Source organism: Pseudomonas sp. A25(2017), assembly GCF_002001065.1.
Taxonomy (GTDB): Bacteria; Pseudomonadota; Gammaproteobacteria; order Pseudomonadales; family Pseudomonadaceae; genus Aquipseudomonas; species Aquipseudomonas kilonensis.
Map to the genome: position 1 here is coordinate 119208 of NZ_MUOA01000121.1, position 16905 is coordinate 136112.

The window sequence follows — 16905 nt, forward strand, 5'->3', positions numbered from 1 at the left end:
CTGAGTGTGCGGGCTATTCCAGATGCTGGCGGGCTGGAGGTGCGTGGGATTTTTCCGAAAAATCAGGGCGCTCGGCCCCGAGGGGCTTCGCTCCCTGGCTCAGGCCAGATGCAAATGGTTGTCCCAGAGCCCTGCCGGCAGATCCAGAGGCTTTGCAACCAGTTGTGTCTGTCGGCAATCGTAATAGCGGCAACGCCCTTGGCCCGACGTCACGACAAAACCGTCGGCCACCGCGCCCACGCCGGCACAGTCCGGCAGCGGCGCATCCAGGCGGACTTCGCCACTGTCCAGGTCCCAGATGAAGAAGCGATTGCCACGGGGGGCGGTCAGGGCCACCAGGCGCAGGTCGCTGTGCACGGCGACGCTGGCGGTGTAGTGCCCCATGGCCTGCAATTGCTCTTCAGGCACTGGGAACGCCTGGAACGGCTGCCCCGGCCGCTTGATCGCCAGCAGTTGCGACGACTCGTGGGCAGCGCCCATGAACTGCTGGCCGGAGACGATGGTGCCGTCGCTGGCGATGCCCAGGTGGCGCACGCTGTTCATCGATTGGGCGAGGGTTTCCTTGCTCAGCAGGGTGCCATCGCGCTGCATCAGCACCAGACTCGGCTCCATGGCGTCGAGGTTCATTTCGACCCGGCTTTCGGCCTCGGTGCGAATGCCGCCGTTGGCGACCACCAGCGTTTCGCCATCGGGCATCCATGACACCTGGTGCGGACCGATGCCATGGGTGGACATCTCGCCGCTGTGTACCAGTCGTTCGCCTTCGAAACGGTACACGCCCAACAGGCCGCGTCCCGGGTCGGTGGTGTCGTTCTCGGTGGCGTACAGCCATTCGCCGCTTTTGTGGATCACCGCGTGGCCGTAGAAATGCCGGTTCGGCAACGAAGTGATGGTTTGCAGCAGCGTCCCGTCGCGCAGGTCGATCAGGTAGCTTTCGGTACCTGGACGACGGGCGACGAACAGCGCAATCGGCTGTGTCGGATGATTGATGATGTCATGGCAACGCTGGCCGACCTGGGTGGCGAACACCCGCGTGCCGTCCAGCCGATAGCCGACGGCGTAGTGCTTGCCGTCGCCATCGTCCCGTGCCGAAAGCAGGAGTGGGTGCTTGTCCTTTTGCTTGAACAGCGTCCAGCCGCCCAGGGTGACGGCGCCGAGCAGCAAGCTGCCCAGTGCCAGAACCTGACGTCGAAACATGATCAGTCACCGTCGTTGGCATTGAAGCCCAGTTGAATGCCCAGCGCCTTGGCCAATTCGCCTTCGTGCAGGCGATGGACGACGTTGAGGCTGTCATACAAATCGTTGAGTTGCTGGCGCCCGGCATCGTCGTTGAGCATTTCGGTCAGCGAGCGCTGGCTGCTGGCGAACAATTTCAACGAGGCATCGTAGGCGGCATCGATCTTGTCGGCCAGTGGCTTCTGGTCGCTTGGCAGCAAGCCGCGCAGGCCCTTGTTGTCCACGCCCGCCCAGACGGTCCTGGCCGCGCTCAGGCTGGCCTCCAGGCCTTGCAACGACGACTGGCTGCGCCAGGCATCGGCCTGGAACGGTTGGGGCACGCCTTTGCTCTGGCGGCCCATCGGTGTGCCGAGCTTTTTCTTCAGCGTGTCCAGGGCGGTGACTTGGACACGCAGCAGGTCAGCGATGGCCTCGTGGGAATCGGCGTAGCGCTGGTTGGGGAATTTGCTCATCTGGGCGAGCATGCCGTCGTTGGTGTTCCAGCCCGACAGGATCTCTTCGGCCAGTTGCTTCTGGCGTTCGCCGATGGCGGTGAGCAGCGGGCAGTACTTGGCTTTTTGCGCACTGTCGGCCATGTCGATCCTGGCGTCGAACAGCAGGTATTCGTAGGCCGAGAGGCCCTGGACCACGACGCTGGACTTGGCCAGGCCGGCGGCGTCGATCTGTGGCTGGCTATTGACCAGTTGCTCGACTTGACGGCCCACCAGGTTTTTCTTGTCCGGCCAGAACTGCACCTGCCAGGCGCGGTTGCCCTCGGCCAGTGGGCCGATCAGCAGCGGCTGCAGCTCGGCCCAGGCTCTTTGCGCCTTGAGAAAATCGGCGCGGGCGGTTTCCAGGTTTTCCTTGCCTTGGCAGAACGCCAGGGCGCTGGTCGCCAGTTGCCGGTCGGCATCCACCCAGCGGCTGTAGGTCGGCAGGATCACTTGCTTGGCGATGGCGGCCGAGGTAACGGCTTGCGGATCCTGGGGCGAACAGGCGCCAAGGGCGATGGCGGCGAGGCTGGTGAACAACAGCTTGGGACGGAACATGTTGTGCTCCCACTTCTGGAAAAGGTGTTTAAAGGGAATTCAGGAAGGCCAGCAACGCAGCGCGCTGTTCGACATTGAACGATAAGACCTGTCGCTGCGCCGCTTGTGCTTCGCCGCCATGCCACAGCACGGCTTCGAGCAGGTTGCGGGCCCGACCGTCATGCAGGAACTGGGTGTGGCCGTTGACGGTTTCGGTCAGGCCTATGCCCCACAGCGGCGGGGTTCGCCAGTCACGGCCGCTGGCCTTGAATTCGCTGCGGTTGTCCGCCAGGCCTTCGCCCATGTCGTGTAACAGCAGGTCGGTGTAAGGGCGGATGACCTGGTTCGCCAACTCTGGTTCGGCGGCGTTGGCGGCGGTGGTGTATTTCGGTGTGTGGCAGGACTGGCAACCGGCCTGGAAAAACAGATTCTTGCCCGCCAGTACCTGGGGTGAATTCACCTCGCGACGGGCCGGTACGGCGAGGTTGCGGCTATAGAACAGCACCAGTCGCAGGATGTTGTCGCTGACTTCCGGTTCGCCGTCCGGGCCATTACCGCTGGGGGCGCGCTGGCAATCGAGCTGGGTCTGGGTGCAGTCGTCAAAGGGCCGCAGGCTTGTTGTCAGGCCCATGTCACCGGAGAACGCGTGGACATTCTGTTGGTTGAGGTTGGGCTGCCCGGCCTTCCAGCCGAAGCGTCCCAGGACGGTTTTTTGCTGGGCATCGTCCCAGACCTGGTTGGGACGCCCGGCAATGCCATTTTTCTCCCGGGCCTGGGCCTCGGCGTTTGCCAGGATGGCTTCGTCAGGGATGGCTTCGAGCAGTCCCAGGCCGATCATCGGCGGGGCGACGCGGGCGGAAAAGCGCGTGTCCGGGTGCATCGGTCCATAGGCCAGTTGGGTGATCTGCAGGTTCGGCTTGCGCAGTTCCACGACGGTACCGTCCTTGAAACGCACCGGGACCGATGTGTAATCAACCCGCACCTTGGCTTCGGGGGCGACGCCGGGCACGGACATGTCCTGCAACTGCCCGCCGTAAACCGGTTCCGGCACGACTCCCAATTGCTCGATGACCTTGGCGTAAGGCGGCGCGTCGGGGATCGACAGGCGTACCAGCATCGATACCGCGGTGCTCGCGTCCGGCGCGGGCGGGTGGCCGCGACCGTCCTTGATGTGGCAGTTCTGGCAGGCGTTGGTGTTGAACAAAGGCCCGAGGCCGTCGCGGGCGGTGGTGGTCGAGGGAGCGATCACCCAGGGGCTGCGGAAAAAACTGTTGCCGACGCTGAAATCCACGCGCCGTGAGGGCGGCAGGTTGGCCGAGGGCAGGGAAAAGGCGTTCTGATCCGTCTTGCGTACCGTCGCAGCGCCACCGGAACGGGCTTCACCGGGTTCGGCCTGGGTAAAACGCGGGGCATCATCGCAGGCGCTCAGGCCCAGGGCCATGAACAGCGCACATAAACGAAGAGGCAACGACGGCATCGGGCGTCCTGGGAGATGAGTGAAAACGAGGGCGCAAAGTCTAACAGGGCGGGGCAGTTTGAATAAGAGGAATTATCGTTTGGTTTGATGAGAGCTGCTTTGATCAGAGGGCCACTCAAGGATGGTCTGACCCATTGTGGCGAGGGGATTTAGCGAAACGTCGCACCGCCCCGCTGGGGTGCGGAGCGCCCCCAAATGTGTCTGCCACCGCGGTGTATCAGATAAAACCAGGGGGCTGCTGCGCAGCCCAGCGGGGATAAATCCCCTCGCCACAGGGGGTATTTGCAACGCTTACGGTTGGACGACAGCCCCCGGCACCAACGGCAACTCCAGCGTCGCGATGAACCCGCCGCCAGGATGATTACCCAGCACCAGCGTGCCGCCATGGCGTTCGGCGGCACGGCGTGCGATGGCCAGGCCCAGTCCGTGACCGGCGGCGGTCTGGCCGGGGGCGCGGTAGAACGGCTCGGCCAATTGCCCCAGGTGTTCGGCCTCCACGCCAGGCCCGTGGTCGCGCACGCTGATCATGATCCGTTCGCCCTGGCGCGCCGCGCGCATTTCGATCGATTGCCCGGCCGGATTGAAGCGCTGGGCGTTGCGCAGCAGGTTGTCCACCGCTCGCTCGATCATGGTTGGCCAGCCCTTGAGGGTCAGGTCCGCCTCGGTTTCGAGCTGCACGGTTTGTTCCGGTGAGGCCAGTTGCGCATCTTTTTGCAGGGTGACCAGCAAGCCGTTGAGTTCCACCTCTTCGGCGCTGGCGTTGTCGGCATCGACCCGGGCCAACACCAGGATTTCGCTGATCAGTGCTTCCAGGCGATCGCATTCGCGGGTCAGGCGCGGCCAGAGCTTCTCACGCTCCTCAGGACTGGCCCGTTCAGCCAATGCCAGGGCAATGCGCAGCCGGGCCAGGGGCGAGCGCAGTTCGTGGGAGACGTCGCGCAGCAGTTGTCGCTGGCTGGTGATCAAGCTTTGCAGGCGCGCGCCCATGCGGTTGAAGTCAGTGGCCAGTACGCCGAACTCATCCCGCCGGTTGGCCAGCTTGGCGAGGCTGTTCTGCTGATAGGTGGCCTGGCCCAGGTCATGCACCGCGCCGCGCAGGCGACTCAGCGGGCGGGTGATGGACAGCGTCACCAACAGGCTGAACAAGGTCAGCACCACCAGCGCGATCCCCAGCGCACTGAGGGGCCAGAGCAGGCTGTCGCGGTGCCAGGCGTCCAGTTCGGGATGGGGGATGCGGTAGATGAACAGGTAGGTGTCGCCGGTTTTGGCGCTGGTGAATTCGTCGGTCAGGCGTCGCCAGGGCAGGCGTCGGTCGTTGTTGTTCTGCCGGGCCTCGAAGGCCGCGGCGCGATGGGGGAAGGTGCCGCGCACCACCGGGTCGCCGCTTTCATTGAACACCTGGACGTCGACGTGGTACTGACGCTTGCGCTGTTGCAGGATGTCCTGGGCGGCGTCCTCGCCCTGGCTTTCGTAGGTTTGCGTCCACTCTTCGGGCAGGGTGTTGAGGCCCGGGTGGCGGCTGAGGATCCAGGCGTCCTGGTTGAGCATGTGGCCCATCAAGAGTGAAAGCCCTGCAACCAGAGCGATGGCCAGCCAGAAACTGGCCAGGATGCGCCAGAACAATGAACGCACGGTAAATCCTCGAAAACAAAGAAAGCCCAACGGCGACTTGCCGTTGGGCTAGGGGCTTCAGTGCATTATTGCGCTTTTTGCGGCTGTTGCGCTTTCCAGGCCTTGAACTCAGCCCACTCGGCGCGACGCTCGGCCTGTTTCTTCTGGATCGCGTCGAACTCTTTCTGCTGTTCAGGCTTCAGCAGCCCGCGGATCTGGGCATCGATCTTCTGATGCCGGGCTTGCATTTCGTCCTGCATGGCTTTCTGGTCGGCTGGCAACAGCTTGGCCAGGTACTTGTCTACCAGCTCGCGTTGTTCGTGGCGCTGTTCGCCCATGATCCGGCGAATCTGCTGGCGCTGTTCGCGGCTCAGGTCCAGTTGGCTGTACGGGCCTTTGTCGTGCATCTGGCCGCCGTGGCGTGGGCCGTCCATTGGTCCCATCGGGCCGGCGCCTTCGGGCATGGCCATGGCGACGGTCGGCAGGGCGGCAGCGAACATCAGAGCGATAAGGGTCTTGCGCATGGTGTGTCTCCTTGTCTCATTCCCGGTCAGTTCCGGATGAGTGCAGATTACGGAGATCAAGGTCAGCGGCGGTCAGGGGAGGGTAAAGCTTGGGTAAAGACGGTTTGGTGCGGACCTGACAAATCTGCAGGGCCGAACACTAAACCCTGTGGGAGCAAGGCTTGCCCGCGATGAAGATAACGCGGTCTCTGAGGGAACCGAGGCGCCTGCATCGCGAGCAAGCTTTGCTCCCACAGCCCAGCGGGGCGGCGCCACAAGGGATCAGTGTCGTGCTTAGAGGCTGTAGTAATAGCCCCGGCTACGCAGCGCCACGATGCGCGGGCGGCCGTCGGGGTGGGGGCCGATTTTCTTGCGCAGGTTGCTCACGTGCATATCGAGGCTGCGGTCGTACAGGGTCAGCTTGCGGCCCAGGGCGATCTGCGCCAGTTCCTGCTTGTCCAGCGGTTCGCCCGGCTGCTTGAGCAACGCTTCGAGCAGGCGGCTTTCGGAAACGGTGAGGGTCTGTTCCTGTTCATCGATGCTGACCACGCCACGCACCGGGCTGAAAGTCAGGTCACCCAGCTCGATCTGGCTGGACACCGCCGTCGGGTGGCTGCGGCGTAGCACGGCGCGCAGGCGGGCGGTCAGTTCGCGGGGGTCGCAGGGCTTGGCCAGGTAGTCATCGGCGCCCAGTTCCAGGCCGAGGATACGGTCCAGCGGTTCTCCCCGGGCCGACAGCATCAGCACCGGCAGCTCCGGGTGATCGTTGCGCAATTGCTTGAGCAGTTCCAGGCCACTGCCGTCGGGCAGCATCACGTCCAGTACCACGGCTGCCGGGGAGGTTTCGGCCAGGGCCTTGCGGGCACTTTGGCCATCGTGACAGGCCCGGACCTGAAAACCTTCCTGGCTCAACCAGCTTACGAGGAGCTCACACAGCTCCTGGTCATCGTCTATCAGTAACAGCTCGCTCATGACTCACTCAATTTAGCCATTGCCGACGTTGTCTACGTCCACCGCTGGCAAAGATACCGCACAGCAGGGCCAATAGCGCTACCCCGGCACCAATGACAAACCATTGCTGTTGATCGGTCAACAGGCGTGGCAGCGGGCTTGCCTGGGCTTCCTTGAGTTGCAGCTTCAGTCGCTGGTTTTCCTGGCGCAGCCTGGCCAGCAATGCGCTCTCGCGTGCACTGTCAGCGCTTTGCAATTGCTTGCTCAGTTCTTCACGCTGGCGTTCGCTGTCTTTCAAGCGTTGCTGCAGTTCGGCGATCTGGCCACCGGCGCTCAGGGACAAGGGCGCCGAATGACTGCCCTCGGTGCTCTCCTGGCCATGGGCGGGTGCCCCGATCGTCAACGTGACCAATAACAGGCACAACGGACCTTTGCGCATTGCAACTCCTGAATTCCAATCGAGATTAGACAGGTTGTCGGCAGGCAAATGAGAAAGATGAGCAACTGGGGGCAATGAGCCCTGAAGGCTCATCGCGCCAGGGGGATTTACGGCATGACTTGCTTGAATGGCTTGACCACGACATTGGCATAGACGCCGGCCACAACGAACGGGTCGGCCTCGGCCCACTGCTGCGCAGCGGCCAGGGAGTCGAACTCGACCACCATCAGGCTGCCACTGAAACCCGCGGCGCCCGGGTCATTGCTGTCCACCGCCGGATGCGGGCCGGCCAGCACTACGCGGCCTTCGTCCTGGAGTTTTTGCAGGCGCTCCAGGTGCGCGGGACGAGCGGCCTGGCGTTTTTCCAGGGAGTTGGCGACGTCGGTAGCAATGATTGCGTAGAGCATGTCAGTCCTCGGTTTTTGGCGTGGTGGGGTCGGCATCATGCAGATGACGGGACAGGTAGATACCCTGGCCAATCAGGAACAACAGCGTCATGCCCAGGCTACCGAAGACCTTGAAGTCGACCCAGTACTCCTGGAACGTGAACGCAACGAACAGGTTGGCGGCGCCGCAGAACAGGAAAAACGCGATCCAGGCGATGTTCAACCGGGTCCAGATCAGTTCCGGCAGGTTGATGGCATGGCCCATGATGCGCTTGATCAGCAGGCGGTCACCGATGAAGTGGCTGCCGATGAAAGCGAGGGCGAACAGCCAGTTGACCACCGGGGCCTTCCATTTGAGGAAGGTTTCGCTGTGGAAGGCCAGGGTCAGGCTGCCGAACACGAGGCAGGCGATCAGGGTCAGCCACTGGCTCTTCTCCAGCTTGCGCTGGGACACGAACAGTGCGCCGTAGACCACCAGGGAGCTGATGATCAGCACTGCCGTGGCGCTGTAAATACCGCCTACAGTCAAGGAATGACCGGCGAAGTCGACGGCCCGGGGATCAAGTTTGTAGACGATGAAAAACAGCAGGAGCGGGATGAAGTCGATGAATTGTTTCACAGTGGCAGCCAGAAGCAGGATGTGGCGGCATAATAACAAACATCCTTGGCCGCGATAGGGCCAGCTGATTTGAGGTAACAAACTCTCGTGAATGTTGATTTGCACTGCCATAGCACGGCCTCCGATGGCGCCCTGGCGCCTGCGGTTCTGGTGGCGCGGGCGTTCGAGCACGGCGTGCGAGTCCTGGCCCTGACCGATCACGACACCCTCGAAGGCCTCGACGAGGCCCGCAGTGCCGCCACGGCGCTGGGCATGCAGCTGGTCAATGGGGTCGAGCTGTCCTGTACCTGGGGCGGGGCGACCATCCATGTGCTGGGCTACGGCTTTGATGTGAATGCGCCGGCGTTGGTCCAGGCCATTGCACAACTGCGCGACGGGCGCTGGCTGCGTTCCGAAGAGATCAGCCGCAAGCTGGCCCTCAAGGGCATGCCCGGTGCGCTGGACGGCGCGCGGCAGATCCAGCAGGCACTGGGCGACAGTGGCAACGCACCGGCTCGGCCACACTTTGCCGACTGGATGGTGCGCGAAGGGTTCGTCAAGGACCGCGCCGAAGCGTTCCGCAAATGGCTGGGGGCCGGCAAGCTGGGGGACGTCAAGCAGCACTGGCCAACGCTGGAAGAAACCGTCGGCACCCTGCGGGCTGCTGGCGCCTGGGTCAGCCTGGCACATCCATGGCACTATGACTTCACTCGCAGCAAGCGCCGCCGTCTGGTCGCCGACTATATTCAAGCGGGGGGCCATGCCATTGAGGTGGTCAACGGCCATCAGCCTGCCGAGCAGGTTGGCAGCCTGGCGATCCTGGCCCGTGAGTTCGGCCTGCTGGTCACCGCCGGCAGTGATTTCCATGGCCCTGGGGGCTGGTCCGAGATCGGCGAATACCGCCCGTTGCCGGAAGATCTGCCACCACTCTGGTGTAGATTCAAACATGATCCCGTTACCGCCGCCGTCTGAACAGGTAGAACACGTGAGTCAATTTTTCCAGATTCATCCGGAAAACCCGCAAGCGCGCCTGATCAAACAGGCCGTGGAGATCATTCGTGGCGGTGGCGTGGTGGTCTATCCCACCGACTCGTCCTACGCCATCGGTTGCCAGATCGGCGACAAGAATGCCGTGGAGCGTGTCAGACGCCTGCGTCAACTGGACGACAAGCACAACTTCGCGCTCATCTGCAGCGACCTGTCGCAGTTGGGCCTGTTCGCCAAGATCGACACCGGCACCTTCCGCCTGCTCAAGGCGCATTCACCGGGGCCGTACACCTTCATTCTCAATGCCACGCGGGAAGTCCCGCGGCTGTTGCTGCACCCGAAAAAACGCACCATCGGCCTGCGGGTGCCGAGCCATCCCATTGCCCTGGCGCTGCTGGCGGAACTGGGTGAGCCGCTGATGAGCGTGACGCTGATCATGCCCGGCGAGACCGATCCGCTGACCGATCCCTATGAAATGCGCCAGATCCTCGAGCATCAGGTGGACCTGATCATCGACGGCGGTTTCGGCGGCATGTCGGCGTCTACGGTGATCAATCTGGCCGATGGCGAGCCCCAGGTGGTGCGCGTCGGTTGTGGCGATCCGACGCCGTTCATGGTCGAGGCCTGAATGTCCGCCGTGGAAACCGCCGTGGACAGTGCAGACAGCCAGGCCGGCGCACAGCAGGAGTTGCCGTTCGCCATGGTCTATGGCCAGGCGGTCATGGAAATGCCCCTGGACCTGTACATTCCGCCCGATGCGCTGGAAGTGTTTCTCGAAGCCTTCGAGGGTCCGCTTGACCTGCTGCTGTACCTGATCCGCAAACAGAACATCAACATCCTCGACATCCCCGTGGCGGAAATCACCCGCCAGTACATGGGCTACGTCGAGTTGATGCAGTCGGTGCGCCTGGAACTGGCGGCCGAGTACCTGGTGATGGCGGCCATGCTCGCCGAGATCAAATCGCGGATGTTGCTGCCGCGCTCGGCGGAGGTCGAACAGGAAGAAGACGATCCGCGGGCCGAGCTGATCCGACGCTTGCAGGAGTACGAACGCTTCAAGGCCGCAGCCGAAGGCCTCGATGGTTTGAACCGGGTCGGGCGCGACGTGGTGGTGCCCAAGCTCGATGCCCCCGAGGCACGGGCGCGCAAGTTGCTGCCGGATGTGAGCCTGGAAGAGTTGCTGATGTCCATGGCCGAGGTCCTGCGCCGGGGCGATATGTTTGAAAGTCACCAGGTTAGCCGCGAAGCGTTGTCCACCCGCGAGCGCATGAGCGATGTGCTGGAGCGGCTCAAGGGCGGCGGTTTCGTGCCGTTCGTCGAGCTGTTCACCGCCGAGGAAGGACGCTTAGGGGTGGTGGTGACGTTTATGGCGGTCCTGGAATTGGTCAAGGAATCCTTGGTCGAGCTGGTGCAGAATGAGCCGTTCGCAGCGATCCACGTGCGGGCACGAGCCGAATAACGAGCAAATCAATGAATCTGACTGAACCCCGCGAGCTGGCCCCCTTGCTTGAAGCTTTCCTGTTGGCCTCGGGAAAGCCGCAATCAATGGAGCGCTTGTTCGAACTTTTCGAAGAAGGCGAGCGGCCTGAGCCGGCCGTATTCAAGAAAGCCCTGACGCTGTTGGGCAAGTCCTGCGAGGGGCGGGCCTTCGAACTCAAGGAAGTGGCGTCCGGTTATCGCCTGCAGATCCGTGAGAAGTTTGCGCCATGGGTCGGGCGCCTGTGGGAGGAGCGGCCGCAGCGCTACTCCCGCGCCATGCTCGAAACCATGGCATTGATTGCCTATCGCCAACCGATCACCCGCGGCGAGATCGAAGATGTGCGCGGCGTGGCGGTCAACAGCCATATCGTCAAGACGCTGTTGGAGCGCGAGTGGATCCGCGTCGTCGGCTATCGCGATGTGCCGGGCAAACCGGCGATGTTCGCCACCACCAAGGCCTTTCTCGATCACTTCAACCTGAAGAACCTGGATGACCTGCCGCCGCTGGCCGAACTGCGGGAGCTGGAACCCGAACCGATGCTGGAGTTCGACGACGCCCCGGTGCCCCAGGGTCTGCAGGAATTGGCCGATGCCAGTGCCGAGCCTGAGGAACCGAAGGAAGAGACCAGTTTCCACTCGTTGTTGCTGGAGCTGGACACCATGGAGGAGGGCTTGAAGACCGATTTCGATGACCTGCTGCGTGAGGGGCCGGGGCCTGAGGGGGAGTCGGATGAGTTGCCGGAGCCTGACAGCGAGTCGGAACCTGAGCCAGAGCCAGAGCCAGAGCCTGAGCCTGAGCCCGAGCCCGAGCCCGAGCCCGAGCCGGAAGAAGACATCCTCGGTGTTGCCGAAGCCCGGGAAAAACTGCTGGCCGCCGTCGCCGCCCTCCAACCGCCGGAACCCGAACTGAGTGACGAAGAAGCCGAAGCCCGCGCCCTGGCCGAAGCGATCGAAAACGAACGGCGCCAGTTCGACGATTGATTCAACTGGTTTGCAAACACTGGCTGATCCACCGCCGTCCCCTGTGGGAGCCGAGCTTGCTCGCGATGACGGAGGAACATTCAGTATCAATGCAGGCTGACCCACCGCCATCGCGAGCAAGCTCGGCTCCCACAGGGGGCCTTCATTAAGTCGGGAGCCACCGGTCGGCGGAAAAAGCGCCGGGCGTTCGTCGATCAGCTAGTCTCTGATGCGCAATCGCCTTAACAGGCGTATGATTCGCGACCCTTTGGCGATCCCTTCGTCGAAGACCCGTTTTCAAAGCGTCAGGCCAAGCCTGACCCGACCACACCGGGAGGTGCCCAGAATGAAAGACCTAGACCAGAACGACAGCCAGGAAATCGGCCCCGCAGGCGAGAAGCTGCAAAAAGTCCTCGCCCGTATCGGCGTCGGTTCGCGCCGTGACGTGGAAGCCTGGATCACCCAGGGCCGGATCAAGGTCAACGGCAAAGATGCCACCTTGGGCCTGCGTGTCGACATGCACGACGCCATCACCATCGATGGCAAGGTGATCAAGCGCGAAGAGGCCGCCGAAACGGTGCGCCGCGTGATCATGTACAACAAACCCGACGGCGAGATCTGCACCCGTGACGACCCGGAAGGCCGTCCGACGGTGTTCGACAAGATGCCGCGTCCCAAAGAAGGCCGCTGGATCAACATCGGTCGCCTGGACATCAACACCACCGGTTTGCTGATGTTCACCACCGACGGTGAACTGGCCAACCGCTTGATGCACCCGTCCTACGAGATGGACCGCGAATACGCCGTGCGTGTGCGTGGCGAAGTTGACGACGAGATGATCGAGCGTCTCAAGGCCGGCGTTGTGCTGGAAGACGGCCCGGCGCGTTTCACCGACATCAAGCAGGCGCCTGGCGGCGAAGGTTTCAACCACTGGTACCACTGCGTGGTGATGGAAGGCCGTAACCGTGAAGTGCGGCGTTTGTGGGAATCCCAGGGGCTGGTGGTCAGCCGCCTGAAGCGCGTGCGTTTCGGCCCGGTGTTCCTCAACTCCGACCTGCCGATGGGCCGCTGGCGTGAAATGAGCCAGTACGAAGTCGACATCCTGGCGGCCGAAGTGGGCCTCAAGCCGGTGGCAATGCCGCAGATGACCGCCAAGAGCAAGGACAAGCTGGAGCGGATGCAGCGTAAATCCTCGCGCCCGATGGGCAAGACCGAGCGCGTGCGTACGCTGCGTCCGGCTGCTGAAGGTGCGCCGACTGGCCCGCGTCCTTCGCGCGAGCCGCAGATCGAAGGCGAACGCCCGGCCCGCAAGCCTGCACCCCGTCAGGACGGCGAGCGGGGTCCACGCACGCCGCGTCCGGCCAATGGTCGCACTGAGCGCGGCGAAGGTCGCGGTGCCCCGGCTGGTCGCGGTACGCCAGTCGCCGATCGCCCGGTCGACACCAAGCGCCCGGCCAAGCCAGCGCCGAAAAAACGCCCGGGTATCATCCTGGCCGACCGCGATGCGCCATCGGGTAAACGCCGTGGTGCACCGGCAGGTTCGGGACAGCGTCCGGGGTTTGGGCGTCGTAAGCCGGAGTGATCGGCGAGCGTCCATGAAAAAAAAGCCAACTTTCGAGTTGGCTTTTTTTTGCCTGGCTTTAGTGATGTGGTGCCGGTGAGTCCGCCATCGCGAGCAGGCTCGCTCCCACAGTTGAATGGGGAGGTTCACAGATTCGGCGCCTGGCTCAGATTTTCTGTGGGAGCGAGCTCGCTCGCGATGGCGGCGGTCCAGTCAACATCACCTTTTCAAGCAGACCGCTATCGCGAGCAAGCTCGCTCCCACAATGGAACGGTGCCGACCACAGATCTCCCATTCACTAAAAATCAACTGTGGGAGCGAGCCTGCTCGCGAAGAGGCCAGTAGCCTCGCAGCCACCTCTAAAGCACAAACCGCCCATCAAACATCGGCTCATTATCCAGCGCCAACATCCCCTTCTCGAAAATCAGATCCAGGTGATGGCTGCCCTTGGCCCCGCCGCCGAGCCCCAGGTGCAGGCCGCAATGCCGTTCTTCGAAACCGGCATTGCGGGCGTACAGGCTCTTGACCCCTTCGTTGGTGCCAATCCCCAGTTCCTCGATGCGGCGGTTGGACGGGTTGGCGTCCAGGTATTTGTTGAAGTCGTGCTCCAGGCCCGGTACGTCGGTGGCGATTTTCTGGATGGTGGAGTCTTCGATCCACAGCTCCAGCGGCGATTGCAGCACGCCGTATTTACGCGCGAACGGGATGGTGCTCAGGAAGGTGCCGACGAAATTCACTCGGCCATTGATGGTGTCGCTGTGGGTGGCGATTTCGCCGGGGGCCAGGTCGTAGTTGCCGAGGCCGTTGATGTCGGTCCATTTTTTCACGCCGCCCAGGGCAGTGTCGAAATACGAACCGTGGTCATCCTGGAAACTCAAGGTCGTCGCCTGGGACATGCGCCGGATCAGGTGACTGTTGAGCCCGGCGATACGCTGGGGAATCACGCTGAAGGTGTCGTAGAAGTAGTCGCCGTAGTCCTTGAACAGCAGTGATTTCTTCCAGTTGTCGGCCATCACGCCTTGCAGCGCGCGGACAAAGTCCGGGCCGTCGGGGCGAGGGTTGGGCAAGGTGGAAGAGTCGTAGAAGAAAATATACAGATCGCTGTCGGCTATGGCCTTGGACTGGCGCTCCGTGGGTTCAAGGTCCAGGCGCATGGCGCTGAACCGGAAGGGCGAGCCGCTGCCCGCCTGCTCGGCAATGGCGCCGGTCAGCGCTTCGTAGTCAGCGGTATGGCCGAGCAACACCTTGGCGGGCTGGATGCCGACCAGGGCGGGATGGTGTTCGAGGTAGTAAAGGAAATGTGAGATGGCTCGTTGTGTGTCCATGCTTTTTCTTCCCTGACAAGTTCATTTAACGTCCCTGACAGCCGGCAACTAGTGGCGGAGTCGACCGGCCGGATCGCCTCCGCCGGGCGGTGCCTACAGAGGCCACATCGCCGTGCCGAACGGAACGACGGCGTCGGCCTGCATCATTTCAACGGCGGCTTCATGGGTTGGGGCTTCAAACCATTCGTCCAGTTGCAGTTCGGTTTCCAAGTCTTTGTCCAGTGCTTGCATAGTGAATCTCCTAGATGACTTTTACGGAAATTTGCGGCTCGATTCGGCGAATGGAAACAGGCCGGCAACGGCACCGCAGAACTTGTCGGCACGATGCCTTGGCAAGTCGGTGAAAACCTAGTCGAGGGCTTTTTGGATTGCAAAAAAATAATTTTTATTTTTTCGTATGAACTTTTTGTTCCATTTTTAGCGACGACATTACTCATTCAAAAACAGCCGCCTGGGTGTTTTTTTAAATAGGTAGCTACCTACCGTCAATTTGCAGTCAGCCTACGGAAATTTCCTCTTTGGAAAGTTTGCGTTACGCACCGTAAAGGAATACTGACGATTTTTGCCTTGTGAACGGGCCGCTGTCGGCGTTTCGGGTGGCTGTAAGAAAAAGCTGCCGAGGGCCCCGGTTTGACGCGTTTTTTGATACTTCGCAGCGCTTGTTTCAGGCCAACGGGAAGGGTCAGATGCGGGCCATACCTGAAGTGCAGGGGGAGACGCTGATCCGGTGGTGTCTGGCAGCAGGAGGGCCGCAGTGTACAATGCGCGGCGTTTTACTGTGACCCTTCGCGTACCCACGCATTTTCAAGGTTATCCGCCTTGTTCACTCCGCCACGCCACAAACGTGTCGGGTTCGATTTCGTCACAGATAAAAACAAATAGGTGACGCATGACCGCTGTAGAAAATACCCATTCGGGCGAGCTGAAGCGCGGCCTGAAAAATCGCCACATTCAACTGATCGCCCTCGGTGGCGCGATCGGTACCGGCCTGTTCCTCGGCTCGGCGGGGGTGCTGAAATCAGCCGGCCCGTCGATGATCCTGGGCTACGCCATCTGCGGCTTCATCGCCTTCATGATCATGCGCCAGTTGGGCGAAATGATCGTCGAAGAGCCGGTGGCCGGTTCCTTCAGCCACTTTGCCCATAAGTACTGGGGCGGTTTCGCCGGGTTCCTGTCGGGTTGGAACTGCTGGATTCTCTACATCCTGGTGGGCATGTCCGAACTGACTGCAGTCGGCAAGTACATCCATTACTGGGCCCCGGACATTCCGACCTGGGTGTCCGCGGCGGCGTTTTTCATCCTGATCAACGTCATCAACCTGGCCAACGTCAAAGTCTTTGGCGAGGCCGAGTTCTGGTTCGCGATCATCAAGGTCGTGGCGATTGTCGGCATGATTGCCCTGGGCAGCTATTTGCTGGTCAGTGGCGACGGCGGGCCGCAAGCGTCGGTGACCAACCTGTGGTCCCACGGTGGGTTTTTCCCCAACGGCGTCAGCGGGCTGGTGATGGCCATGGCGATCATCATGTTCTCCTTCGGTGGCCTGGAAATGCTCGGTTTCACCGCCGCCGAGGCCGACAAACCGAAAACCGTGATTCCCAAGGCCATCAACCAGGTGATCTACCGGATTCTGATTTTCTACATCGGTGCGCTCGTGGTGCTGTTGTCCCTGACCCCTTGGGACAGCCTGCTGACCACACTCAACGCTTCCGGCGACGCCTACAGCGGCAGCCCGTTCGTGCAGGTGTTCTCGATGCTGGGTAGCAACACCGCGGCGCATATCCTCAACTTCGTCGTGCTGACCGCCGCGCTGTCGGTGTACAACAGCGGCACCTATTGCAACAGCCGCATGTTGCTGGGCATGGCCGAGCAGGGCGATGCACCCAAGGCCTTGTCCAAGATCGACAAGCGCGGCGTGCCGGTGCGTTCGATCCTCGCCTCGGCGGCGGTCACGCTGGTGGCGGTGCTGTTGAATTACCTGATCCCGCAACATGCGCTGGAGTTGCTGATGTCGCTGGTGGTCGCGACCCTGGTGATCAACTGGGCAATGATCAGCTACTCGCACTTCAAGTTCCGCCAGCACATGAACCAGACCCACCAGACGCCGCTGTTCAAGGCGCTGTGGTACCCGTACGGCAACTACCTCTGCCTGGCGTTCGTAGTGTTCATCCTGGGCGTGATGTTGTTGATCCCGGGCATCCAGGTATCGGTCTATGCGATTCCGGTGTGGGTGGTGTTCATGTGGGTGTGCTACGTGATCAAGAACAAGCGCAGTGCCCGGCATGAACTGGCGGTGGCGGCTGCTGCCAAGTAAGCGAGCCTGAAATACAACAAACCCGGCCAAGTGCCGGGTTTGTCGTTTCAGGCAAGACACAAATCCTGTGGAAG

General features: G+C 62.0%; 17 protein-coding genes. 6 read left to right on the forward strand and 11 right to left on the reverse strand.

Annotated elements, in window-relative coordinates; translation table 11 throughout:
• Positions 1-99: 99 nt before the first annotated feature.
• The 9 genes from B0E42_RS27870 to B0E42_RS27910 form a co-directional block, all read right to left on the reverse strand.
• Positions 100-1197, reverse strand: coding sequence for a DUF1513 domain-containing protein (locus B0E42_RS27870; protein WP_077508578.1), 1098 nt, complete (start codon positions 1195-1197; stop codon positions 100-102).
• Between the two features lie 2 nt (positions 1198-1199).
• Complete coding sequence (locus B0E42_RS27875; RefSeq protein WP_053181249.1) at positions 1200-2264, reverse strand: imelysin family protein; 1065 nt, start codon at positions 2262-2264, stop codon at positions 1200-1202.
• 28 nt (positions 2265-2292) lie between these two features.
• Positions 2293-3720 (reverse strand): di-heme oxidoredictase family protein, encoded by a 1428-nt coding sequence (locus B0E42_RS27880; protein ID WP_077508580.1) that lies wholly within the window; start codon positions 3718-3720, stop codon positions 2293-2295.
• A 291-nt stretch (positions 3721-4011) separates the two neighbouring features.
• Complete coding sequence (locus B0E42_RS27885) at positions 4012-5352, reverse strand: HAMP domain-containing sensor histidine kinase (RefSeq protein WP_053181246.1); 1341 nt, start codon at positions 5350-5352, stop codon at positions 4012-4014.
• 65 nt (positions 5353-5417) lie between these two features.
• Positions 5418-5855 carry a Spy/CpxP family protein refolding chaperone gene (locus tag B0E42_RS27890; RefSeq protein WP_077508583.1) on the reverse strand — a complete coding sequence of 146 codons (438 nt, stop codon included), beginning with the start codon at positions 5853-5855 and terminating at the stop codon, positions 5418-5420.
• A 273-nt stretch (positions 5856-6128) separates the two neighbouring features.
• Positions 6129-6806, reverse strand: a complete 678-nt coding sequence (locus B0E42_RS27895; RefSeq protein WP_024617299.1) for a response regulator transcription factor — start codon at positions 6804-6806, stop codon at positions 6129-6131.
• Between the two features lie 7 nt (positions 6807-6813).
• Positions 6814-7224 (reverse strand): hypothetical protein, encoded by a 411-nt coding sequence (locus B0E42_RS27900; protein ID WP_018605012.1) that lies wholly within the window; start codon positions 7222-7224, stop codon positions 6814-6816.
• Positions 7225-7331: 107 nt separating this feature from the next.
• The gene (locus B0E42_RS27905; RefSeq protein WP_018605011.1) at positions 7332-7631 is read right to left on the reverse strand and encodes a YciI family protein; all 300 of its coding nucleotides are present in this window, start codon (positions 7629-7631) and stop codon (positions 7332-7334) included.
• Position 7632: 1 nt separating this feature from the next.
• Positions 7633-8229 carry a septation protein A gene (locus B0E42_RS27910; RefSeq protein WP_003204874.1) on the reverse strand — a complete coding sequence of 199 codons (597 nt, stop codon included), beginning with the start codon at positions 8227-8229 and terminating at the stop codon, positions 7633-7635.
• Positions 8230-8316: 87 nt separating this feature from the next.
• Here B0E42_RS27910 and B0E42_RS27915 point away from each other — a divergent pair, with 87 nt between their 5' ends.
• From B0E42_RS27915 to rluB, 5 genes are all read left to right on the forward strand, one after another.
• On the forward strand, positions 8317-9180 hold the full coding sequence (locus B0E42_RS27915; RefSeq protein ID WP_018605009.1) for a PHP domain-containing protein: 864 nt from the start codon (positions 8317-8319) through the stop codon (positions 9178-9180).
• Between the two features lie 13 nt (positions 9181-9193).
• Positions 9194-9823, forward strand: coding sequence for an L-threonylcarbamoyladenylate synthase (locus B0E42_RS27920; protein WP_139353234.1), 630 nt, complete (start codon positions 9194-9196; stop codon positions 9821-9823).
• A gap of 132 nt (positions 9824-9955) precedes the next feature.
• Entirely contained in the window at positions 9956-10654 is a 699-nt protein-coding gene (locus B0E42_RS27925; protein ID WP_162843740.1) for a ScpA family protein, read from the forward strand.
• A gap of 11 nt (positions 10655-10665) precedes the next feature.
• Positions 10666-11655, forward strand: a complete 990-nt coding sequence (gene scpB, locus B0E42_RS27930) for an SMC-Scp complex subunit ScpB (protein WP_077508587.1) — start codon at positions 10666-10668, stop codon at positions 11653-11655.
• Between the two features lie 325 nt (positions 11656-11980).
• Positions 11981-13216: a 23S rRNA pseudouridine(2605) synthase RluB gene (gene rluB / locus B0E42_RS27935; protein WP_053181236.1), complete on the forward strand. Its 1236-nt coding sequence runs from the start codon at positions 11981-11983 to the stop codon at positions 13214-13216.
• 338 nt (positions 13217-13554) lie between these two features.
• Here the strand turns inward: rluB and B0E42_RS27940 are convergent, their stop codons facing one another.
• Entirely contained in the window at positions 13555-14520 is a 966-nt protein-coding gene (locus tag B0E42_RS27940; protein ID WP_077508589.1) for a leucyl aminopeptidase, read from the reverse strand.
• Between the two features lie 93 nt (positions 14521-14613).
• The gene (locus B0E42_RS31240) at positions 14614-14751 is read right to left on the reverse strand and encodes a hypothetical protein (RefSeq protein WP_003178782.1); all 138 of its coding nucleotides are present in this window, start codon (positions 14749-14751) and stop codon (positions 14614-14616) included.
• Between the two features lie 658 nt (positions 14752-15409).
• Here B0E42_RS31240 and B0E42_RS27945 point away from each other — a divergent pair.
• On the forward strand, positions 15410-16831 hold the full coding sequence (locus B0E42_RS27945; RefSeq protein ID WP_053189734.1) for an amino acid permease: 1422 nt from the start codon (positions 15410-15412) through the stop codon (positions 16829-16831).
• The last annotated feature ends 74 nt before the right edge of the window (positions 16832-16905 follow it).